Consider the following 21,003-nt stretch of genomic DNA (forward strand, 5'->3'; position numbering starts at 1 on the left):
CGGATAATCCGGCCTTTTTTATGTCTGAAGCATTGCTAACCCTGCGGCCAGAGCAATGGTCGGATTACTTGACGAAGGCCTTCGGTATCAAGCCCGCATTCGGCTAGCTGTTCCTGCCGGGTTGCGTGTTCAATCCAGCGGTCTGCTATGCCTAAGCTAATCAGATGTACCTGACTGTTGATGCTGTGTAAATATTCGCTGACAGCTGAGCCTGCACCACCCTGAATAGCGTGATCTTCCAGTGTGATCAGAGTGTGATGATCTGCCAGTAATGTCAGAATAATCTGCTGGTCCAGTGGTTTGACGAAGCGCATATCAATAATGCTTAGATCCATGTCCTCAGCTAATGCTTCTGCCTGGCTGAGCAACGGCCCAAAATTCAGAACGGCAACACCACTATTGCCGCGGCGAATTTCCCGGGCGGAACCTAGGGTGATCGGAGTGGCCGGTTGTGTCTGTTGTCCGGTACCACTGCCTCTTGGGTAACGAATGGCTGCTGGCCCCTGATACTGATATCCGGTTTCCAGAAGGTTAAGCAGTTCCTGTTCATCTGAGGGGGTTATGACAACCATTTCAGGAATACAGCGCAGATAGCTGATGTCATAGCAGCCTGCGTGTGTTGCGCCGTCTTCACCAACAAGACCTGCACGATCAATACAGAACAGCACATCCAGATTCTGAATCAGAACATCATGTATGAGTTGATCGTAAGCACGTTGCAGGAAAGTTGAATAAATAGCGACAACCGGCTTCATGTTGCGAAATGCCATACCGGCAGCCAGAGTTACAGCATGCTGTTCTGCTATGGCAACATCAAAGAAACGCTCTGGATATTTTTGGGAAAATTCAACCAGGCCTGAACCTTCACGCATTGCGGGAGTGATTGCTGTCAGGCGGGGGTCCTGTTCTGCTTTATCGGTTGCCCATTGACCAAAGATATTAGCAAAGGTTGGTTTACCTTTCGCTTTTGGTTTGTCTATTGGTTCTATTTTAGCAATAGCGTGATAACCAACAGGGTCTTTTTCTGCCGGAGAGAAGCCTTTTCCTTTAAGCGTCGTGATGTGTAAAAACTGTGGGCCCGCCTGATCGAGGCTGTGCTGTAAAGCGGTAATCAGGGTTGGCAGATCGTGGCCGTCAATGGGGCCTGAGTAGTTAAAGTCCAGTGCTTCGAACAGTGCTGCTGTGGTTTCACCCATATTGTCTTTAAGGTTTTTTGCCAGATAAGTTGCCAGGCCACCTTCGTTATGGGAGATCGACATATCATTATCATTCAGGATTACCAGCAAATTACTACCGGTATGCGCAGCATGATTGAGGGCTTCAAATGCCATGCCTGCGGTCATGGCGCCATCGCCGATAACGGCAACGGTATGACTGTCGATGTTTTGTAGTTTGTCTGCCAATGCCATGCCTAACGCCGCACTGATGGAAGTGCTGGAGTGTCCTGTGCCAAATGCGTCGTAAGGGCTTTCGCTCTGGCGAGGAAATGGGGCTAAACCATCCTTTTTACGGATTGTCAGTAGTGCTTCACGGCGACCTGTAAGGATCTTATGTGGATAACTTTGATGGCCAACATCCCAAACTAGGTGATCATCCGGTGTATTCAGGCAGTAATGCAGGGCGACAGTCAGCTCGACAACGCCAAGACCTGCGCCAAAATGTCCGCCGGTCTGACCGACACTGTACAGCAGAAAATGCCGTAACTCGTTTGCAAGCTCGGTAAGCTGATCAGTTGGTAAGGTACGTAATTGCTTTGGATCATCAAGCTGATCGAGCAATGGCGTAACCGGGCGTGTTGTTGGGATTTCAAAAAACATCAGCGTGGAAATCTTCTACAGCGAATTAGTATTGGCGTTCGACGATGTAATCAGCCAACCAGTGTAGTGGTTGTGCTGCATCCCCGAAGTTTTCGATACTAGCATGGGCCTGTTGGTTTAGTAGTGCCAGTTTTTGTTTTGCACCGGCCATTCCGAGCAAGGCCGGATAGGTTGGCTTATCCTGTTCGGTATCAGACCCCTGAGGTTTTCCGAGGGTTTCTGTATCGCCTTCGATATCCAGAATATCGTCCTTCACCTGGAATGCTAAGCCAATATGGCGAGCGTAAGTATTTAGCGCCAGCAGGTCTTCTGCTGTTGCCTGGCCGCTGCTTAATGCGCCCATTTCAATACTGCTACAGATCAGCGCTCCGGTTTTGTGGCGGTGCATATTCTCCAGCTGTTCCAGCGTCATTGCTTTGCCTACGTGGCTAAGGTCAATTGACTGGCCGGCAACCATACCCATTGCACCGCTACCCTGCGCCAGAGACGTAAGTATCCGGAGCTGAGTGGATGCATCGATATCATGTGTGGGGGTGCTGAGCAGCTCGAATGCCAGAGCCTGTAGGGCGTCACCAGCAAGGATTGCAGTCGCTTCATCAAACTCGATATGACAGGTAGGCTTGCCGCGTCTTAAATCATCATCATCCATGGCAGGCAAATCGTCATGTACTAAAGAATAGCTATGAATACATTCGATTGCGCAGGCTGCGGCATCAGCAGCTTGCAGGTTGCCGCCGAGTAATTGATTACCCATATAAACCAGTAGGGGACGAACACGTTTTCCGCCGTTGAACAAAGAATAACGCATTGCATCCTGTAACAGTGGCGCGGCACTCTGGTTCGCTATGTGATGCTCCAGTGCCTGTTCTACCCTGTTTCGATATCTATCCAGCTGCTGTTTCATCTCCACCGGTTATTCCTCCGGCAGCTCAAATGGCGTTTCCTGCAGTTCGCCGTTTTGTTTAATCAGCAGTTGAACCTTTTGTTCAGCATCGCTGAGCATACTTTGACAATTACGGGTAAGTTTGACGCCTTCTTCGAAGGTCTGTAAAGATTGCTCGAGGCTTAGATCGCCCTTTTCCAGTTCTTCAACCATGCTTTCCAGCTGGCCAAGTGCTGTTTCGAAATCGACGGGCTTCTTAGATGCAGGCATTAGCGAAATTCTCAAATAATCTAGCAGCTTAGTGCGTGTTGGGTTCATTTAGACTGGCATATTGTACTGTAAATAGTACGATATAGGGCAAGTAAAGCAGGGGCCTTAATCAATCGTTTGAATGTTGCCTGTTACTTGTTGTAGATTTTTATGCGGATGAAGCTAAAGTATTTGCCTGATGAGGGCGATAACACTATGTGGATTAACTTTTTCAAAGTGGATTTGAATTTATGACGCTGAGGAGTACAGAGTGGATTTAGCAACGCTCGTTGGGTTATTAGGTGCATTTGGTATCGTAGTCGCAGCGATGGTCACCGGTGGTGATGTTGGTGCTTTTGTCAACATGCCTTCGTTGTTGATCGTAATGGGCGGCAGTATTTTCGTTGTGCTTATGAAGTTTACCCTTGGCCAGTTTTTGGGCATAGGTAAAATCATGGGTAAAGCCTTTATGTTCAAGTCCATAAAGCCTGAAGATATAATTACTGAAGCAGTAGATCTGGCTGACGCAGCCCGTAAAGGTGGTTTGCTGTCGCTGGAAGATAAAACTGTCAGCAGTGACTTTATGCAGCGTGGCATACAGTTATTGGTGGACGGCCATGATCCGGATATTGTCCGTGGTCTGCTGAATAAAGAGAAAGCCCTGACCACTGAACGTCACGAGAGTGCCTGTGACATATTTAAGGCGCTGGGTGATGTCGGACCTGCAATGGGGATGATCGGAACCTTGGTTGGTCTGGTACAGATGCTTTCTAACATGAGTGATCCGAAATCGATCGGTCCGGCAATGGCGGTAGCTCTACTTACCACTTTGTATGGTGCAATGCTGGCAACGATGTTTGCTTTGCCTGTTGCGGATAAGCTGGATGGCCGTAAAGCTGAAGAAGAACTTAATCAGTCGCTCATTATTGATGGTTTGCTAGCCATTCAGGCGGGTCAAAACCCTCGGGTAATCGAGCAGATGCTGCGTAACTATCTGCCTGAGAAAAAACGGGCAGTGGCTGAAGGGTAACGCGCATGAGTGATGAAGAAGAAACGAAATGCCCCCCCTGCCCCGCGGGGTTACCGGGCTGGCTAGCAACATTTGGCGACTTAATGTCGCTCCTAATGTGCTTCTTCGTATTACTGTTGTCCTTCTCCGAAATGGATGTGCTCAAGTTTAAGCAGCTTGCCGGTTCTATGCGTGAAGCTTTTGGTGTGCAGAATCAGGTTAAAGTTGCTGATATTCCGAAAGGTACCAGCATAATCGCTCAGGAATTTAGTCCCGGGCGCCCTGAACCTACGCCGTTGAATGAAGTGCGGCAGATGACCACTGATAATGATCTTCAAACGTTGGATATACGGACCAATGAAGGTGAGTCTGAAATCAGTGAGGAAGAAAAGAGCGAAACTCAGGAAGAGCTGCAGGAACTGCTGGAACAAATTGAAGCTCAGGCGGAAGCTCAGGCTAAGCAGGATGCGGTTTCTTTTGCGGCAGCACTCCAGTCAGAAATTGGACAGGGCAGTGTAGAAGTTGAGACCGACGGCAAAAGAATTATTATCCGAGTTAAGGATAAAGGCTCCTTTAGTTCAGGTTCTGCAGAACTGAAATTTGCTTATATTCCTGTGATGGCCAAAATTCGGGATGTTTTGCTGACAGTACGTGGCAAGGTAGCAATTGAAGGACATACGGATAATATTCCTGTCTCAGGTGGCCAGTATGAGTCTAACTGGGGGTTGTCGACTGCTCGGGCGTTATCTGTAGGACATGAGTTGTTTGCAGATCCCCGAATTGATCAGTCTCGCTTTAATGTTGTTGGCTACGCGGATACCAAACCTCTGGCGCCAAACGATACGTCTTTAAATCGAAGCACTAACCGTCGTGTTGAGATTATTGTGCAGAAGGGGGCCGACCCTGAAGCGCTTGAAAAGATAAAAGCGGGGGATGCCGAAACATTCGGCCCACTGACTCCTCAGGAAGTATTCTGATAAAAAAAACCCGGTATTGACCGGGTTTTTTTATATCTGCAGTGAAGCTTATTTAGAGTTGTCCAGCATGTGCTGAATAGCTGCAGACAGCTCGCCGTCGCTACAGTCCTGGCAGTTACCCATTGGCGGCATAACATTCAGACCGCTCTTTGCTGTTGCTAGCAGGCCGTCAATACCTTTTTCTCCACGGGTTTTCCATGCTTCTACATCGCCGACTTTAGGTGCGCCAGCAACACCTGTCATGTGGCATGCCAGGCAATAAGTGTTATATACAGTTGTACCGTCACGTTCTGCAAAGGCGGCAACAGGTGTCATAAGGGCAGCAGCAGTTGCTGCAAGTAATAGTTTTTTCATTGTATTTCCTTGAGGTCTCTAATTTTTGGCTAGAGTAAAGGTGTACACAGAAATCGGTTCATGAGCTTCTATGCTAGGGTCAGTTTAGAAAGTCTGAGAGGCGTCTGTAAACAGTCAGAACGCTTTAGATGTGAATCTGTGTCAAGGAAAGCTTAAATTTTCCGGCAACCTGCCGATTAATTACGTGTGGCACCAAGTTGCATCGCGTACATTGCCTGATGATGTTGGTTATGTTCTTTGGCGTCACGGTGTTTATGCTGTGTGAAACTCTGTGTATGCAGTTGTCGGACCAGCTCTGCTGGAGCATCTGTCATTTCGAGAATTTCATTTAAGCTTAAGCCCTTACGGGTCAATTGAAGTATCTGTTGTTGCAATGAGTTCATCGTCATTGTTTTAATCCTTAGGCTAATTCTGAGTTTCAGTTTTAGCACTAAGATGTGACAAAATCATTGCAATGGTCTAATTTCATTAGGGAAAGAGTGGTATTTTCTTGAATAGGGATACTTTGTTGGTATATGTTAAAAGTCATACAATAATTGTAAGATCTGTTTAATTAACAAGAATCTGACATAGCAACGGAACGCTGTTAGCTGCTGGCTGGGGAATAACATGGATAAAAATGCAACTTCTACGACCGTTTCAAATCGGCATGATCAGTCTTCACCTGTTGGGGGGAACCCGACAAACCTGAGATCTTGCTTTGATGCGGAAGAATTAGCACAGAAACTGGGATTCGTATCGTTTTCGACCGATTTTCTGATTCGCTGTTACCGGGTGTTTGACGGTGACATCAAAGCCGCGATTATTTTTAACGTAATCTCACTGTGGGCGCTGCGTCAACGTGAAGATGAAGAGGCGAAGTAGGCGGTACCTGGTTTCTCCTGTAATAATCACTCTATTAGTATTGCTACAGGCATCCCTTACGAGACGGTGCGTCGCAAAGTAAAAAGCATGGTAGAAAATGAATGGCTGTATTTCAGCGATTCTTCCCATGTAGTGCTGAATGCTGAAAAATGGCAGCAGGTACTGGGCGATGTTATCGATCCGGAACGTTGTGTTGTAGGTTATGTACGTAGTACCGATGTTTCGCCTGATTTCGCCGGGCGTAAACGTATGGGTTCTCCGGCAGATCGCCGCGGTTGATACCTGACATATTCAAAAAGCTGCTTTTATAGCAGCTTTTTTTTCGCCTGATTTTTCTTTTCTGAAATATACGTCTACATTTCCTGAGATTTAAATGTGCTGTAATAACAAAGGGTAACTGCTCGTAAGTGTTTGAGATGGGAGAATATCTGCTGTTTTTGATGCTGAAAATCTGAGTATTACAAGCTGATCTACTCACCAAAGTGAGTAAGCTAAGTGATTGATTTTTTGACTTAAGCAGGTTTGTGTAACACATTTATATCTACAATTATTCTTGCTCAAGTTAGCAGGAGCAAAGCCGAGATAACAAAGTAGTACCCGGAAAATTGAGAGATAGCATATGACGAATGAAACCAAGGATGAGTTACAGTTGCCGGAAGAGATCTCAATTGTAAATATCGGTGAATGGAAAGATAAATTCACAGATCTTCTGGAATCATCTTCTTCGATTTCTATAAATGCTGCTGACCTGACCCGGGTCGACACTGCAGCAGTTCAGCTATTAGTTGTATTTATTAAAGAGCTGCAATCACAAAATATTGATTTTGAGTGGCTAAGCCGTTCGACAGAACTGGATAAAGTCGCTCGCCAGCTGGGATTGGCACCCATGCTGCAAATTGAGTCAGCATAAAAATAACGGATTACGGAGAAAATCATATGTCGACCATCCTCGTTGTTGATGATTCAACCTCATTGCGAAATATGGTGACCTTTACCCTGAAACAGGAAGGTTATCAGGTTGTTGAGGCCGGAAACGGTCAGGAAGCACTGACAAAAGCAAAAGGCGGCCGTTTTGATCTGGTGCTTACCGATGTGAATATGCCAATCATGGACGGCATTACGCTTTGTACAGAACTGCGTAAACTTCCGGCATTTAAATTTACCCCGGTTCTGATGCTGACAACAGAAAGCTCCGCTGACATGAAACAGCAGGGAAAAAGTGCCGGTGCTACAGGCTGGCTGGTAAAACCGTTTAATCCTGAGAAGTTGATCAGCACAATCAAACGCGTCGTACGGTGATCGCCTATGAGTATTGATCTGTCGCAGTTTATTGCAACCTTCCTGGAAGAAAGCTACGAAGGTTTAGAAGTCATGGAGTCGAGTCTGTTAGATATGGACTCTGCAGACGAAGAAACGATCAATACCATCTTCCGTGCTGCTCACTCCATTAAGGGGGGAGCCGGCACCTTCGGTTTTAATGAAGTTGCAGACTTCACTCACCGTGTAGAAACACTGTTAGATGAAATGCGCAGTGGCAAGCAGGCTGTGACAGGCCCGCTGGTTAATCTTTTGCTTGAATCCGTTGACTGTATTAAGGCGCTACTGGAATCCGTTCAGGGAGGCGCTGACGCTGATCCTGATATGCTTGCCAGCGTACAGAAAGGGCTTGAAGCTGCGTTAGGTGAAACACCTGATGAAAGCGTATTAGCAGAACCTGCGCTGGACGTCCTCAGTGAAATAATAGACGTAGCTGATCAGCCGAGTGGCTGGCTGGTTGGTTTCGATCCTCATCAGGATTTATTACAGCAGGGGCATGAACCTGCGTTTATGTTTGAAGCCCTGGCTGATTATGGTGAATTAAGCGTTAAGCCTGATTGTGATTCTCTGCCGGTATTAGCAGATCTGAATCCTGAACTTTTGTATATCAACTGGCAGGTTGAGCTGACTTCAGATTGCAGTGAGGAAGACGTTAAAGAGATTTTCGAATGGGTTGAGGACGAATGTGACCTGACAGTCAGTCAGCTGACGTCGGCCGCTGCTGTTGGCTGGTCCGTTGAGTTTATTCCGGGACAGGACATTGTTCAGACAGGTAATGAACCATCATTGATGTTGGAAACTCTGTCAGAACTGGGTGAACTATTGGTAGAGCCTGATCTGAAGAATTTGCCGGCCTGGGCTGAGCTTAATCCTGAGCTGATTTACCTGTCCTGGCAACTGACACTTGAATCTGAGTGTGCAGATGCAGAGGTATTAGAAATATTTGAGTGGGTTGAGGATGAGTGCGAAATTAGTATTGCACCGCTCAGCTCTGCTGCGCCAGACAACGTTTCTGTTAATGCCGGCGCTTTGAACGATAGAGATGCCGTACATGAAAGCGCTGTAAGTCCTGATTCAACTCCTGCTATCCCCGCTATACCTGAATCCACTGCTGATGCCCCGGTTCCTGCTGTTGCAGAACAACCTGCGGTAGCGGCCAAAGCAACTACGCCTGAAAAAACGGCTGTTGCCCGCAAGCCTAAAGCGACAGAAAGCACATCGATTCGGGTGGATACAGATAAAATTGATGCCTTGATAAACCGGGTAGGTGAGCTGGTTATTACACAGGCAATGCTGGGGCAGATTGGTCAGGAGCTGATGGACTCAACAGGTGCAGATATTGAGCGCCTGCAAAGTGGCCTTGAGCAACTGGAGCGCAATACCCGGGATTTGCAGGAAGATGTAATGCGGGTACGTATGCTACCTATCAGTTTCGTTTTTAACCGTTTCCCACGTCTGGTCCACGATGTCAGTGGTAAGCTGGGTAAGCAGGTCGATTTGGTTATTTCCGGCGAACAGACTGAAATTGATAAAACAGTTATGGAAAAAATTGGTGACCCGCTGGTACACCTGATTCGTAACTCACTGGATCATGGGCTGGAAACACCGGATGAGCGTCTGGCGGCAGGCAAAAGCGAAACCGGTACCGTACAGCTGAATGCCTACCATCAGGGGGGCGTGATTGTGATTGATATCATTGATGATGGGCGTGGTCTGAATACTGCCAGAATTCGTCAGAAGGCGTTGGAAAACGGATTGATTTCAGAAGATCAGGCGCTGACCGATCAGGAAATTGATGAGTTGATATTTAAGCCTGGTTTCTCAACAGCAGAAGAAGTCAGTGACCTGTCCGGCCGGGGTGTTGGCATGGACGTTGTACGGCGAAATATTGAGTCGCTGGGTGGCAATGTCAGTGTCCGTTCTGATCCTGGTAACGGTGCCAAATTCAGTGTCAGGTTGCCGCTAACGTTGGCGATTCTTGACGGACAGTTAGTCAGAGTTCATGACCAGACCTATATCTTGCCACTGGTATCGATTGTTGAGACTTTCCAGGCGGATAAAAAATCGCTAAGTCCCATTGCCGGTGAGAATAAGCTGCTGCATTTCCGCGACGAATATATTCCGCTTATCTCGATGCGCGCGCTATTTAAATTACCGCCCGAGCCAAAAGAAGAAGGCTTTGCCGGCAGTCTGATCGCCATTGTGGAAAACGGTGGTCAGAAAGTAGGGCTGGTTGTTGATGAGCTTTATGGTCAGCAACAGGTTGTGATTAAAAGTCTGGAAGTGAATTTTAAACCTATTGAAGGTTTTGCTGGCGCGACCATTCTTGGCGATGGCGGCGTTGCACTGATTCTGGATGTTACCGGCATTATTAAACGTGGATTAAGTGCTGAGATTGCGAATACTGCTCACAAGCGCAACAGTAACTTGCAGGCTGTGCCTAACAGGGAGAATGTCGCATGAACAGTCATGAGCAATTGGGTGATGACCTGATGTATAGCCAGGATGGCCAGCAGTATCTGAGCTTTTTACTTGAAGATGAAGAATACGGCATCGATATTCTGCGGGTTCAGGAGCTGCGAGGTTGGGCACCGGTTACCCCTATTCCTGAAATGCCTGATTATTTGCGTGGAGTATTAAATTTACGTGGTGCGATTATTCCGGTTATTGATCTGCGTTTACGCTTTGGTTTACCTGCACTTGAATATGGGCCCACCACAGTTGTCATCGTGATCAATGTGCAGAATGAAAATGGTGAACGTGTCATGGGAATTATCGTTGATGCGGTTGCCGAAACATACACACTTGCTAGCGACCAGATACAGGTTTCACCGCAAATTGGTGGTGTAATTAACTCTGAGTTTATTACTGGTCTGGTTGCTCAGGATGAAAAAATGATAGTGCTGATGGATATTGATCAGTTAATGAATTCAGGCGAGTTAGCCATTGCTGATTCTGTCGCCAGCTAGACGCGCTGTAAAGGTTTGTATAAGGAGAAAGCATGAAGATTAATGAGCCGGTCACTGATCGAGAAGTCAAACTCAGAGACGGTCAGGAGCTGGTTACCAAAACTAACCTGAAAGGCATTATAACGTATACAAATCCTGACTTCGTTGAAGTGAGTGGTTTCAGTGAAGATGAGCTGGTTGGTAAAAATCATAATCTGGTGCGCCATCCGGAGATGCCTCAAGCAGCTTTCAAAGATCTTTGGGAAACTCTTAAGCTTGGGCGTCCCTGGAGTAAGCTGGTAAAAAACCGTTGTAAGAGCGGTGATTTTTATTGGGTAAAAGCAAACGTTACACCTGTCTTTAAGAATGGCGAAATCGTTGAGTATATGTCCGTCCGGACACGGCCAACCCAGGCAGAAGTTGATAGCGCTGAAGCTCTGTATTCTAAGTTGCGTAATAAAGCGACAGATCTGCCAAATCCTGCAAACATTAAACCGACTAACCTGAAGAGCAAACTGAATCGCTATACAGGCTTTGGTCTGATTGCGGCATTGGTCGTAAATGCTGTTATCTACACTATGAAGCTGCCAGCAGAAGCGTTGATGGCAGGGCCTTTGCTGGCCTACCTTATTATGGCTTTTGGTTCGAAACTGGTACTCAATAAAGATGTTATTTCTCAGGCAGAAGATGCTCAACGGCATATGCGGGATATTTCCGAAGGTAATTACCTTGAACCTATTCCGATTGAAGAACCCGGTGAAATTGGTGAGCTGAAACGCAGTGTGAAAATGCTGGCTGTTAAGCTTGGCTTTGAAGTGAATAATGCTAAAGAAGAAGCGAAGCGGGCACAGCGGATTAAAGTTGCATTAGATAACGTTTCATCGAATGTGATGCTGGCCAATAATGAAGGCGAGATCATTTATTGTAATGATGCCGTGGTTCGGATGATGGGCAAGGCTGAAGCAGATATTCGCGAGCAGCTGCCTGATTTTGATGCTAATGCTCTGGTGGGCGCTAATTTTGATATTTTCCATGAAAACCCTGATCACCAGCGTCGTATGCTCGACTCACTGAAGTCCACATATAACAGCCAGATTGAAGTCGGCAGCAGAACCTTTACGCTGATCGCTAACCCGGTAATTGATGAACAGGGTGACCGTCTTGGAACTGTTGTTGAGTGGGCGGACGTTACCGATCAGCTGATTGCTGAAAACGAGGTTGAGCAACTGATTCAGCAAGCGTCGATGGGGCAGTTGGATAAGCGCCTGGATGTCGACGTATACAATGGCTTTATGAAAAATATTGCTGGCGGTGTTAATCAGATGCTGGATGCAGTTGTTGCACCCATGCGAGAAGTTAAAAGTGTGCTGGAAGCGCTGGCTAAAGGTGATCTGACTCAGGAAATGAACGGTGAATTCCATGGCGAATTTGCAGAGCTGAACGAGGCGCTGAATAGCTCGATTCGTAAGCTTGAACACATGGTCGGTGAAATTCGCAGTGCGGGTGCCAGTATTACCACCGGTTCATCTGAAATATCCAGCGGTAACACGACATTAAGCCAGCGTACTGAAACACAGGCTGCCAGCTTACAAGAAACTGCCGCCAGCATGGAGCAGATGACCAGCACGGTTAAACAGAATGCAGACAATGCTGATGAAGCAAGAAAACTGGCAGAGAACGCGCAGTTACTGGCTGAAAAGGGCGGTGAAATTTCTACCCGTGTTGTCACTTCTATGGGGGATATCAGTGCCAGTTCCAGCAAGATTGCCGAGATCATTGGCGTTATTGATGAGATTGCTTTCCAGACGAATTTGTTGGCACTGAATGCTGCGGTTGAGGCTGCCCGCGCGGGTGAGCAGGGTCGTGGTTTTGCGGTCGTCGCATCAGAAGTGCGTAACCTTGCACAACGTAGCGCCAGTGCGGCAAAAGAAATCAAAGAACTGATCAGCGACAGTGTCGAAAAAGTTGAAGAAGGCGGTGTATTTGTAGATGAGTCTGGCAGAGCGCTGGATGAAATTATGGGTGCGATTAAGAATGTTTCCAGCATTATCAGCGAAATTGCTTCGGCCAGCCGTGAACAGGCTATTGGTATTGAAGAAGTAAATATGGCTGTCACCCAAATGGATGAAGGTACACAGCAAAACGCCGCACTGGTGGAAGAAGTGGCAGCGGCCTCCTCTTCCATGGAAGAGCAGGCGGAACAGTTACAGCGTCTGGTGAGTGCGTTCAGGGTTAGCGGTATGAACGAGACAGTTAATACCAGCGTAAGAATGGAGCGGGTGCGTTCACTGGTTGCGGAACCGCCACAACCGGCCAGTCGTCAAACAACACGGCGGCCAGCGGTAAGAACTGCACCACCGGTTGCAGAAGTTAGTAGCGAAGAATGGGAAGAGTTCTGATTTCTGAATTAAAAATCAGGAAAGGGCGCGCTTAACCGGCGCGCTGAGTAGGCCAGGCAACCCTATTATTGAGGTTAATGGATGGCAACAACAGTAACGACAGAGCGTGAGTTCGAATTTACGGGCGTACATTTCAATAAAGCTAAACAAGAGCTTTATGATTACGCAGGAATTGCGCTGGCTGAACATAAGCAAGATATGGTTTACAACCGTCTGGTGCGCCGGTTACGTGAACTGGGCCTGGATAGCTTTGACGAGTATTTTCGCTGTCTGGATAGCTCTCCGGCAGAATTCACGCAGTTCATTAATGCTCTTACCACCAATCTCACGGCCTTCTTTCGCGAAAGGCATCACTTCGATTACGTTAAAGATCAGATTCTTCCAGCGCTGAAAAATAGCGGACAGCAACGTTTACGTGTCTGGTCAGCAGGGTGTTCACTTGGTGAAGAGCCTTACAGTCTGGCAATAAGTCTATTGGAAGCCGGTATCGATCCAGCCAGCTGCGACATTCGGATTTTGGCAACGGATATTGATTCAAAAGTGCTCGCCAGTGCCAGAACTGGGGTATATGAACAGGGTCGCGTTAAAGCGTTGCCTGAGGAAACGGTACACCGCTGGTTTCTGAAAGGTAAAAACCATAATGATGGCCGGGTGAAGGTACGTCCGGAACTTCAGCAAATGGTGACATTCAAGCACTTAAATCTGATGGATGAATGGCCGATGCAAGGGCCGTTTGATTTCATCTTTTGCCGTAACGTTATGATTTATTTTGATCAGCAAACGCAGGCGCGTTTACTGAAACGTATGGCGAATTTACTGAGGCCTGGCGGCCATTTATTTGTAGGGCACTCGGAAGCCCTTGCGCGTCATCAGAGCAATTTTGAGCTGATGGGGAAGACAATTTACAGGAAGGTAAACTGATGCTTGCAACAAAACCTGCTGCGCCCAAAGCGTTACCCGGATTCGAAGATATGCGGGCGTTCTGGGAACCGAAATGGGAATGTTATGCCATTAAAGTGCAACCCGGTGCGTTTTGTATCAGTAAGGAAAAGGTCGTACTGACAACGGTGCTGGGATCCTGTATTTCTGCCTGTATCTTTGATCCGAAGTTAAAAGTTGGTGGTATGAATCATTTCATGTTGCCAGCCAGTTCAATCGCTGATGATGGCGGACGTTCTATGCGCTATGGCTTGTTCGCAATGGAACAGCTGATAAATGGTCTGCTGCGACTGGGAAGCCGCCGCGAAAATCTGCAGGTTAAGCTGACAGGTGGTGGCGATATGATGCAGGGTATTACCAGTATAGGGCAGCAGAATATCGATTTTATTAAAGATTATGTCGCCGCAGAGCAGTTAAAAGTATTAGCGGCGGATTTTGGCGGCGATCAGGCGCGTAAAGTAGCGTACTTCCCTCAGGAAGGTCGCATGTTAGTGAATCGCATGGATCATCGTGATGATCAGCGTCTGATCGAAGAAGAGCGTTCGTACCGTCAGGATGTCGATTGTCACCTAGATGACTCTGACGTGGAACTTTTTTAATAAGGAAAGTTATTTATGCCAAAAACCAGAGTGCTGATTGTTGATGATTCTGCGGTTGTTCGCAGTGTCATTAATGAGATGTTGTCTGCCGATGCTGATATAGAAGTCGTGGGTGAAGCTGTCGACCCCTATGATGCTAGGGACAAGATTAAGCAACTGCGTCCGGATGTGCTGACGCTGGATGTGGAAATGCCAAAAATGGATGGCATTACCTTTTTACGTAATCTGATGAAACTGAATCCGATGCCGGTAGTGATGTTATCTACCCTTACTCAGGAAGGCGCGGAAGTGACGTTACAGGCACTTGAGCTGGGAGCTGTAGATTTTATTGGTAAGCCGATGGCTTCCAGCTCTGACAGCCATTTAGAAAGTTTTCAGACAGACCTTATCAGTAAGGTGAAAGCCGCAGCGAGCGCGAGTCAGAAGTTACGTTTTCGCCGTACCCGTGTTGAGCCTGCCGATCGAATTGCCGCACCGGCACTTTCTGCAAAAGGCCAGGCTAAGGATCAGTTTAGGGTGGTTGCGGTGGGCTCATCAACCGGTGGTACAGAAGCGCTGCGCGATGTGCTGATCGGTTTGCCGACGAATATGCCGCCGATTGTTGTTACTCAACATATTCCTGCCAGTTTCAGTGAGCGTTTTGCCAATCGTTTAAATACAGTATGCGATCTCACGGTTAAAGAAGCACAAGATGGTGATGTATTGGAAACCGGGCATGTATACATCGCGCCGGGTGACCAGCATTTAAAAATCAGAAAGCAGGGGCTGAGAATGATGTGCCGGCTGGATGACAGTGGTCCGGTTAACCGCCATCAGCCGTCGGTTGAGGTTTTGTTTAATTCATTAATGGAAATAGCGCCGGCCAATGTGACAGCCTTGATGTTAACGGGCATGGGGGAAGACGGAGCCAAAGCGATGAAATCACTGGCTGATGCCGGTGCGCATACCATTGTGCAGGATGAAGCATCCAGCCTGGTGTGGGGGATGCCTGGAGCCGCTGTAAAATATGGTGCAGCTAAGGATGTGGTTGCACTGCAAAATATAGCTAAACGGTTAATGCAACATCTGAACCGTTAGCTGAAGTGAGGTACTGTGTTATGTGGCAAAAGAAAACCTTAGCAGGATTAGTTATAGCTGGAGCGCTGTTACTTGCACTGGCTCAGTTGTTGCCTGTATCGCAAATTATCATCTGGGCTGCCATTGCTGCAGTGTTAACCGGTGGAGTTGGATTCTTAATAGGAAATGAGTCGCCGGCTGAGGTTAAAGCTAAAGCAGTCGTCATTCATGACGACCACGTTGATGGTGAACTGAAGCATGCAATGGAAGAGCTTTCAGAGACGCTTACCCATGAAGCAACCATTGTTAATCAGGAAATTGCCCGTGTTGATGCTCTGATTAAAGAAGCTGTTACCCTGATGTCAGACAGTTTTCACAGCCTGCATGGACTCACGAGCCAACAGTCTGATCTGACAGCACAGATTATTACCCGCACTGAAGATGAAGAAAGCCACGGCACTGCTGAAGATTTCAACATTCAGACTTTTATCAATGAAACCGGATCGATTCTGGATCAGTTCGTACAGGTAATGGTTAATGTCAGCAAAAACAGTTTGGAAACTGTGCATTACATAGACGACATGGTGGAGAAGCTGGATGGTATTTTCAGTCTGATCGAAAATGTTGAGGGGCTGGCCAGCCAGACAAATCTGTTAGCGCTGAATGCCAGCATTGAAGCCGCAAGGGCTGGTGAAGCTGGACGTGGCTTTGCGGTGGTGGCCGATGAAGTGAGAACACTGTCAGTGAATTCAGGTGACCTGAATAACAAAATTCGTGAGGAAATGGCGTCGGCACGATCCACAATTGATACCTTGCGAAGCACGGTATCAGGAATGGCTGCCACAGATCTGAGTGACACTATAGGTACCAAAGAGAAAATGACTGAAATGCTTGATTTCATGGCTCACAATGGTGAATTCATGAATTCTAAAGTAACTGAGATTTCGCAGCTCAGTAAGCAAATCGATTCAACGGTGGATAACGCCGTACGTTCACTGCAGTTTGAGGATATTGCCTCTCAGGCACTGAACTCAATGGAACATAATGTAAGTTCGCTGAATGAGATTGCGACGCTGGTGGATGAAATGACAACACCGGAAGGTAATCTTGATACAGCGGCGACCCTGCGTTGTCAGCATCGTTGTGAAGAGCTGAGGGTAACTGCCAAGACACGGAATGAAGGCCGTACTGTGGCACAGAATGATATGGATGAAGGCGAAATTGAACTGTTCTGAGTCAGGACGTTTAGTTTTCGTTGGAGTATTCATCATCTGAATTTGAACACTTAATACCTGAGGTATTCGATGTCTGTTACTGCTATCACCTCCGACGATAAGAAAACTGTTGATATCCATGTTGCTGAACAGTTTGATTATTCTGCACACCAGTCTTTTCGCGAGGCATACCGTTTCGTTGATCAGCCTGGCACTTTGTTTCGGGTTAATCTGTCAAAGGCTACTTACATGGACAGTTCGGCGCTGGGAATGATTCTGTTGCTCAAAGAACATGCTGATAGTCTGTCCGGAAAAGTTGTCCTGTTTCAGCCTAACTCAGCTGTGAATAAGATTCTTTCAATTGCTAAGTTCGATCAATTTGTCTCGATAGAAGCATAAATATGACAACTGCTGAGAAACTGCCAAGCAATCCTAATCTAGTCCTGATTGCGGATGATATGACACTCAACCAGCGCTTGCTGGAAAAGATGGTCACTAACATGGGATTGGTGGCTGAGTTTGCGTCAAACGGTTTTGAAGCGGTAGAAAAGTATCTGGCGCACAGGCCCTCGTTGATTCTCATGGATATAAATATGCCTGAGATGGGCGGCGTTGAAGCTACCAGACAAATTAAGCATTTAGCTGCTGATGACTTTATTCCTATTATTTTTGTTTCCGGTGCGGAAGGTCAGGATATTATCCGCAATGCTATAGATGCCGGCGGAGATGATTTTATTCAACGGCCTTTTCCTTTTGAGTTACTGGAAGGCAAGATCGTTGCTCTACGAAGAATCGCAGAACTCTACCAGCAAGTAGCCGAGCTCAATCAGATCAGGCAGGATGAAGTGGAAGTCGCTGAACAGCTGTTTAGTGGTGCTATTGAATCTTCAAATGTTGGTTTAGATACCATACGTATGCATAAGCAGCCGGCGACTACTTTTAGCGGCGATGTGCAGCTCACAGCTTACCGCCCCAACGGTGATCTTAATATTTTACTGGGTGATTTTACTGGTCATGGCCTGACTTCGACGCTGGGCGCACTGCCATTGGCTGAAACCTTTCGGGCTATGACCGCTAAAGGTTATGCAGCAGAAGAAGTTATTGCTCAAATTAACGCCAAGTTATTCAGATTATTGCCCACCGGACTTTTCCTTGCAGTTGCTGTAGTGACTTTGGAAGTAGATGGCACAGCAAGGATCTGGAATGGTGGTTTGCCCGACGTAATGGTGTTTAGCCATGGGGAGCTGGTAAAGCGGGTCAGTTCCAGTCACCCGCCGTTGGGGATTCTGCCGCAGGTGAATGAGTTAAGTTTTGAAATTAGCAATATTCAGCCCGAAGACCATATTCTGATGATCAGTGATGGTGTACTCGAAGCTGAGAATGCAGAAGGCGATATGTTCGGTGAAGCCCGGATGTTTGCAGCTATTACGGATCCTCAGTATCGCAATAAATATTCTCTGGTAGACAGTGTGCTTACCAGTTTGCAGCACTTCGTACGTGAATTTCCCCAAAGGGATGATATTTCGCTGATCGATATTCCTGGTAATTCAGTGCAGTCTGAACACAGTTTTACAGCGACTTCTCAGCTGGATATTAATGATAATGACAGTGATGAGCTGGATATCTGGGACTGGGGGCTGGAACTGCAGGGCCGCAGTCTGGCGCGTATTGATCCGGTAGCTCAGGCACTAAGCCGGCTGCAGGAGTCTGAAGGCGAAGGTGATCACTGGCATACCGTTTTCAGTATTCTTACCGAACTCTACGTGAATGCACTGGATCATGGTGTACTCAAACTTGAGTCCAGTTTAAAAGACTCACCGGAAGGTTTTGCGCGTTATTTCAGTGAGCGTGAACAAAGGCTGGAAACGCTGAGCTGGGGCTCTGTGTCTTTACATGTGCAGCATGCCCGGTTGGCAGCTGGTGGCAGGGTATTCATCCGTATAGAAGACAGCGGAGAAGGCTTTGACTTTCAACCATGGCTAAACCAGGAAAATACCTACAATATAGGTATTGGTGCATTGAGTGGCCGTGGCATCGAACTGGTATCAGGTCTCTGTGAGAGTGTTGAGTACAGCAACCATGGCGCGACTGTTGAAGTTGTCTATGTGTATAGCAACGCTTAAATTTTTTACTGGCTGGCGACAGCCGCTGATGCGGTTTGAGTTTCCTGGCCACTCTGGTCAGTGCTCTCAGAATTTTCAGGTTGAGTTGCTGTTATTTCCGAGGATGGAGAAACTGCCTGCTCTGCTGGCGCAGCTTCTCTGGCTTGCTCCAGCCACTCATCGAAAGTTTTACGATTCTTTTTTATCCAGCGAACAGCATGACGCTGAATATCTTCCGGTGATTTCTCGCCACGCATCATTTTCAGATTCTGTGCGCTTTCGTCTGCGGCCGGTATTTGTAACAGAGATAAAAAAGTCCGTGCTACCGGGTTGTCTGTTGCAAACTTCAGATTCATAACTGCTTTTATCTGATCTTCTGCAAAACCCAGCTCAGTAGCGGACTTTTCGCCATTCGAAGGCGCTTTGCTGTTGGTGTTTGCAGGTGTGGTACTGGTCTGGAGAACGACGCCTTCAAGAGTTTCAGGAGGCTCAACCGTTAGCCAGACGACATCTTTGCCAGGCTTAAGGATGCTGGAAATCCACTGTGGCTGCCAGGTGTAGTAGAGAATAGGCTTGCCGGATTTATGACGTTTAATAGTCGCCTTCATAAGGGCAAAGTAATCCCCTCTGTTATGGCTAACAGTCTTTTTGAGACCATATGTGTCGAGATGCCCTTCGATGATATCTTTACATCCCCAGTCAGGATTACAGCCAATTAGATCAGCTCTGCCGTCTTTATCGGTATCAAATATCGCTGCTTTTTCCGGGTCTTCGAGATCATTCAGGCTGTTTATTGCGTACTTCTCGGCAGTTTTTTTATCGATCAGATAACCTTGCTTCAGGCCGGGTATGATATTGCCGGCTTTAAAAATTTTATCGCTTCCACCTGCTTTCTGAAAAAAGTCATTGTGCAGCACATCCCACATATGAATGCTGAAATCGCCATCACCATAAGCCAGTGCCAGCAGCATAGTTGCATAACCTGTTTGCTTCGCAGGGAGAACGTTGTAGCCGAGTTCTTTCAGGCCTGCAATGGCTATTTCGCCACGAAAATGTTCTTCAGGCAGCGATGAAAATATTGGTGTAATACTGATGTCATTGCCAGGAAGCAGTTGTGGGGCTTCATCGCTGGCAGCGCTGGTTATCTGACTAAATGCCGTTAATACCCAGATACCTATAAGTGCTTTAGCGATTTTTAACATGACAACGTACCTCCTGACGCACGTACTGCTACTACCGTGTTCTGTTAAGTGCAGGGGAATGACAGAGTTTAAAATTAGCCCGGGTGTAAACCCTTTGAAAACGCTCTGTTTGAAACATTACCTCCATGTGTTCGTGAGTACGCTGCATATAAGTTCGGCTAGCCTAGCATATATGGGTTCGTGTCTGGGATGAATTTCGGGTGAATGTTGGCATTTTGGGGCTTGTTTTCAGCCTTAACTCTTACTTAACCCCAGGTGTTTTATGCTTAGTTTTTTATGGCTAAGTGCAGGAGAAATAAAGGTGAAACAACAAGCTAAATTAGTAGGGTTGGGAACAGTTGGCCTGGTAGCAGGCATTTGGGCGGGTGCTGGTGTTGCTGCTGAAAGCGAGCCGGAACTGAATATCAGTCTGGGGCTGGGTATTGGGTCTGGTGAGTCGATTTATCAGGGAATTGATGATGAGACCGATGTGCTGCCTCTGTTTGATATTGAATACGGAAATTTTTATATCTCAGGCCTTGAAGCGGGTTATACCTTTTATGAAACAGAGACGCTGAGTTTGTATGCAGCTGTTGCCGGTGATGATCTGGACGGTGAACGCACTGACAGTAAACAGTTACGTGATATGGGTGACGTAGACAGTGGTACTAACCTGGTGCTTGGCGCTGAAATGTTTACAGATATTGGTTTGTTAAGTGCGTCTGTTGCTCAGGATGTTGCTGATGAGCATAAAGGCACACAAGTGAATTTTGGTTGGGGAGTACCAGTTGAATTTGGCGATTTGACTATTTTCCCTGAAGTTAAAGCCAGTTGGGTAAGCGATAAACTGGTGAATCATTACTACGGTGTGACGACTAGCCAGGCTCGTGCAGGACGCGCTGCTTATCAGGGTGACAGTGCCTGGATTTATGGCTTTGGCGTATCCGCTGAGTATGCACTTAGCAAAGACTGGACTGTTATGGCAGCGGTTGAGTATGAAGCCTATAGTGATGAAATTACTGACAGTTCTATCGTTGATGAAGACGATTCTGTCGGTATGATGATGGGCATTCGTTACCAGTTTTAATTAACGTC

At 47.0% G+C, this 21,003-nt stretch carries 22 protein-coding genes; 16 read left to right on the forward strand and 6 right to left on the reverse strand.

Annotation, left to right across the window (positions count from 1 at the left end):
- Nucleotides 1-35 precede the first annotated feature (35 nt).
- From dxs to OCU49_RS03105, 3 genes are read right to left on the reverse strand one after another with little or no spacing between them, the layout of a single operon-like run.
- A complete protein-coding gene (gene dxs / locus OCU49_RS03095; RefSeq protein WP_261843569.1) occupies nt 36-1,817 on the reverse strand; it encodes a 1-deoxy-D-xylulose-5-phosphate synthase in 1,782 nt (593 codons plus the stop codon).
- Nucleotides 1,818-1,842: 25 nt separating this feature from the next.
- Complete coding sequence (gene ispA, locus OCU49_RS03100) at nt 1,843-2,727, reverse strand: (2E,6E)-farnesyl diphosphate synthase (protein WP_261843570.1); 885 nt, start codon at nt 2,725-2,727, stop codon at nt 1,843-1,845.
- 3 nt (nt 2,728-2,730) lie between these two features.
- On the reverse strand, nt 2,731-2,970 hold the full coding sequence (locus OCU49_RS03105) for an exodeoxyribonuclease VII small subunit (protein ID WP_261843571.1): 240 nt from the start codon (nt 2,968-2,970) through the stop codon (nt 2,731-2,733).
- Between the two features lie 250 nt (nt 2,971-3,220).
- Here OCU49_RS03105 and pomA point away from each other — a divergent pair, with 250 nt between their 5' ends.
- Together pomA and OCU49_RS03115 are read left to right on the forward strand one after the other, a co-directional pair.
- The gene (gene pomA / locus OCU49_RS03110) at nt 3,221-3,979 is read left to right on the forward strand and encodes a flagellar motor protein PomA (protein WP_261843572.1); all 759 of its coding nucleotides are present in this window, start codon (nt 3,221-3,223) and stop codon (nt 3,977-3,979) included.
- A 5-nt stretch (nt 3,980-3,984) separates the two neighbouring features.
- Nucleotides 3,985-4,935 carry a flagellar motor protein MotB gene (locus OCU49_RS03115; protein ID WP_261843573.1) on the forward strand — a complete coding sequence of 317 codons (951 nt, stop codon included), beginning with the start codon at nt 3,985-3,987 and terminating at the stop codon, nt 4,933-4,935.
- 48 nt (nt 4,936-4,983) lie between these two features.
- Here the strand turns inward: OCU49_RS03115 and OCU49_RS03120 are convergent, their stop codons facing one another.
- A complete protein-coding gene (locus OCU49_RS03120; RefSeq protein ID WP_261843574.1) occupies nt 4,984-5,289 on the reverse strand; it encodes a c-type cytochrome in 306 nt (101 codons plus the stop codon).
- Between the two features lie 176 nt (nt 5,290-5,465).
- Nucleotides 5,466-5,678, reverse strand: a complete 213-nt coding sequence (locus tag OCU49_RS03125; protein WP_261843575.1) for a hypothetical protein — start codon at nt 5,676-5,678, stop codon at nt 5,466-5,468.
- A 220-nt stretch (nt 5,679-5,898) separates the two neighbouring features.
- Here OCU49_RS03125 and OCU49_RS03130 point away from each other — a divergent pair, with 220 nt between their 5' ends.
- The 13 genes from OCU49_RS03130 to OCU49_RS03195 all read left to right on the forward strand — a co-directional run bounded on the left by OCU49_RS03130 (nt 5,899) and on the right by OCU49_RS03195 (nt 18,748).
- Complete coding sequence (locus tag OCU49_RS03130; RefSeq protein WP_261843576.1) at nt 5,899-6,153, forward strand: hypothetical protein; 255 nt, start codon at nt 5,899-5,901, stop codon at nt 6,151-6,153.
- An 87-nt stretch (nt 6,154-6,240) separates the two neighbouring features.
- A complete protein-coding gene (locus tag OCU49_RS03135) occupies nt 6,241-6,432 on the forward strand; it encodes a hypothetical protein (RefSeq protein WP_261843577.1) in 192 nt (63 codons plus the stop codon).
- A 340-nt stretch (nt 6,433-6,772) separates the two neighbouring features.
- A complete protein-coding gene (locus OCU49_RS03140) occupies nt 6,773-7,063 on the forward strand; it encodes an STAS domain-containing protein (protein WP_261843578.1) in 291 nt (96 codons plus the stop codon).
- 26 nt (nt 7,064-7,089) lie between these two features.
- On the forward strand, nt 7,090-7,452 hold the full coding sequence (locus tag OCU49_RS03145) for a response regulator (RefSeq protein ID WP_261843579.1): 363 nt from the start codon (nt 7,090-7,092) through the stop codon (nt 7,450-7,452).
- A gap of 6 nt (nt 7,453-7,458) precedes the next feature.
- Entirely contained in the window at nt 7,459-9,933 is a 2,475-nt protein-coding gene (locus OCU49_RS03150; protein ID WP_261843580.1) for a chemotaxis protein CheA, read from the forward strand.
- Nucleotides 9,930-10,439 carry a chemotaxis protein CheW gene (locus OCU49_RS03155; protein ID WP_261843581.1) on the forward strand — a complete coding sequence of 170 codons (510 nt, stop codon included), beginning with the start codon at nt 9,930-9,932 and terminating at the stop codon, nt 10,437-10,439. The genes OCU49_RS03150 and OCU49_RS03155 overlap by 4 nt, the downstream gene beginning before the upstream one ends.
- Before the next feature lie 32 nt (nt 10,440-10,471).
- Nucleotides 10,472-12,817 (forward strand): methyl-accepting chemotaxis protein, encoded by a 2,346-nt coding sequence (locus tag OCU49_RS23685; protein WP_272885314.1) that lies wholly within the window; start codon nt 10,472-10,474, stop codon nt 12,815-12,817.
- Nucleotides 12,818-12,898: 81 nt separating this feature from the next.
- Complete coding sequence (locus tag OCU49_RS03170; RefSeq protein ID WP_261843582.1) at nt 12,899-13,738, forward strand: CheR family methyltransferase; 840 nt, start codon at nt 12,899-12,901, stop codon at nt 13,736-13,738.
- Nucleotides 13,738-14,355: a chemotaxis protein CheD gene (locus OCU49_RS03175; RefSeq protein ID WP_261843583.1), complete on the forward strand. Its 618-nt coding sequence runs from the start codon at nt 13,738-13,740 to the stop codon at nt 14,353-14,355. Before OCU49_RS03170 ends, OCU49_RS03175 begins: the two co-directional genes overlap by 1 nt.
- A gap of 15 nt (nt 14,356-14,370) precedes the next feature.
- Nucleotides 14,371-15,432 carry a protein-glutamate methylesterase/protein-glutamine glutaminase gene (locus tag OCU49_RS03180; protein ID WP_261843584.1) on the forward strand — a complete coding sequence of 354 codons (1,062 nt, stop codon included), beginning with the start codon at nt 14,371-14,373 and terminating at the stop codon, nt 15,430-15,432.
- A gap of 20 nt (nt 15,433-15,452) precedes the next feature.
- Nucleotides 15,453-16,646 (forward strand): methyl-accepting chemotaxis protein, encoded by a 1,194-nt coding sequence (locus OCU49_RS03185; protein ID WP_261843585.1) that lies wholly within the window; start codon nt 15,453-15,455, stop codon nt 16,644-16,646.
- A gap of 69 nt (nt 16,647-16,715) precedes the next feature.
- Entirely contained in the window at nt 16,716-17,024 is a 309-nt protein-coding gene (locus OCU49_RS03190) for an STAS domain-containing protein (RefSeq protein ID WP_261843586.1), read from the forward strand.
- A gap of 2 nt (nt 17,025-17,026) precedes the next feature.
- Complete coding sequence (locus tag OCU49_RS03195; protein ID WP_261843587.1) at nt 17,027-18,748, forward strand: SpoIIE family protein phosphatase; 1,722 nt, start codon at nt 17,027-17,029, stop codon at nt 18,746-18,748.
- A gap of 5 nt (nt 18,749-18,753) precedes the next feature.
- Here the strand turns inward: OCU49_RS03195 and proX are convergent, their stop codons facing one another.
- Nucleotides 18,754-19,929 carry a glycine betaine/L-proline ABC transporter substrate-binding protein ProX gene (gene proX, locus OCU49_RS03200; RefSeq protein ID WP_261843588.1) on the reverse strand — a complete coding sequence of 392 codons (1,176 nt, stop codon included), beginning with the start codon at nt 19,927-19,929 and terminating at the stop codon, nt 18,754-18,756.
- Between the two features lie 301 nt (nt 19,930-20,230).
- Here proX and OCU49_RS03205 point away from each other — a divergent pair, with 301 nt between their 5' ends.
- Nucleotides 20,231-20,995: a MipA/OmpV family protein gene (locus OCU49_RS03205; protein WP_261843589.1), complete on the forward strand. Its 765-nt coding sequence runs from the start codon at nt 20,231-20,233 to the stop codon at nt 20,993-20,995.
- Nucleotides 20,996-21,003: the final 8 nt, after the last annotated feature.

Origin of the sequence: Aliamphritea ceti (genome assembly GCF_024347215.1) — a bacterium.
GTDB classification, from domain to species: domain Bacteria; phylum Pseudomonadota; class Gammaproteobacteria; order Pseudomonadales; family Balneatricaceae; genus Amphritea; species Amphritea ceti.

Coding starts and splice junctions, on each gene's coding strand:
- dxs (WP_261843569.1), bottom strand. CDS start 1,817: ATGTTTTTTGAAATCCCAACAACACGCCCGGTTACGCCATTGCTCGAT.
- OCU49_RS03105 (WP_261843571.1), bottom strand. CDS start 2,970: ATGCCTGCATCTAAGAAGCCCGTCGATTTCGAAACAGCACTTGGCCAG.
- OCU49_RS03115 (WP_261843573.1), top strand. CDS start 3,985: ATGAGTGATGAAGAAGAAACGAAATGCCCCCCCTGCCCCGCGGGGTTA.
- OCU49_RS03120 (WP_261843574.1), bottom strand. CDS start 5,289: ATGAAAAAACTATTACTTGCAGCAACTGCTGCTGCCCTTATGACACCT.
- OCU49_RS03125 (WP_261843575.1), bottom strand. CDS start 5,678: ATGACGATGAACTCATTGCAACAACAGATACTTCAATTGACCCGTAAG.
- OCU49_RS03130 (WP_261843576.1), top strand. CDS start 5,899: ATGGATAAAAATGCAACTTCTACGACCGTTTCAAATCGGCATGATCAG.
- OCU49_RS03135 (WP_261843577.1), top strand. CDS start 6,241: ATGGTAGAAAATGAATGGCTGTATTTCAGCGATTCTTCCCATGTAGTG.
- OCU49_RS03140 (WP_261843578.1), top strand. CDS start 6,773: ATGACGAATGAAACCAAGGATGAGTTACAGTTGCCGGAAGAGATCTCA.
- OCU49_RS03145 (WP_261843579.1), top strand. CDS start 7,090: ATGTCGACCATCCTCGTTGTTGATGATTCAACCTCATTGCGAAATATG.
- OCU49_RS03150 (WP_261843580.1), top strand. CDS start 7,459: ATGAGTATTGATCTGTCGCAGTTTATTGCAACCTTCCTGGAAGAAAGC.
- OCU49_RS03155 (WP_261843581.1), top strand. CDS start 9,930: ATGAACAGTCATGAGCAATTGGGTGATGACCTGATGTATAGCCAGGAT.
- OCU49_RS23685 (WP_272885314.1), top strand. CDS start 10,472: ATGAAGATTAATGAGCCGGTCACTGATCGAGAAGTCAAACTCAGAGAC.
- OCU49_RS03170 (WP_261843582.1), top strand. CDS start 12,899: ATGGCAACAACAGTAACGACAGAGCGTGAGTTCGAATTTACGGGCGTA.
- OCU49_RS03175 (WP_261843583.1), top strand. CDS start 13,738: ATGCTTGCAACAAAACCTGCTGCGCCCAAAGCGTTACCCGGATTCGAA.
- OCU49_RS03180 (WP_261843584.1), top strand. CDS start 14,371: ATGCCAAAAACCAGAGTGCTGATTGTTGATGATTCTGCGGTTGTTCGC.
- OCU49_RS03185 (WP_261843585.1), top strand. CDS start 15,453: ATGTGGCAAAAGAAAACCTTAGCAGGATTAGTTATAGCTGGAGCGCTG.
- OCU49_RS03190 (WP_261843586.1), top strand. CDS start 16,716: ATGTCTGTTACTGCTATCACCTCCGACGATAAGAAAACTGTTGATATC.
- OCU49_RS03195 (WP_261843587.1), top strand. CDS start 17,027: ATGACAACTGCTGAGAAACTGCCAAGCAATCCTAATCTAGTCCTGATT.
- proX (WP_261843588.1), bottom strand. CDS start 19,929: ATGTTAAAAATCGCTAAAGCACTTATAGGTATCTGGGTATTAACGGCA.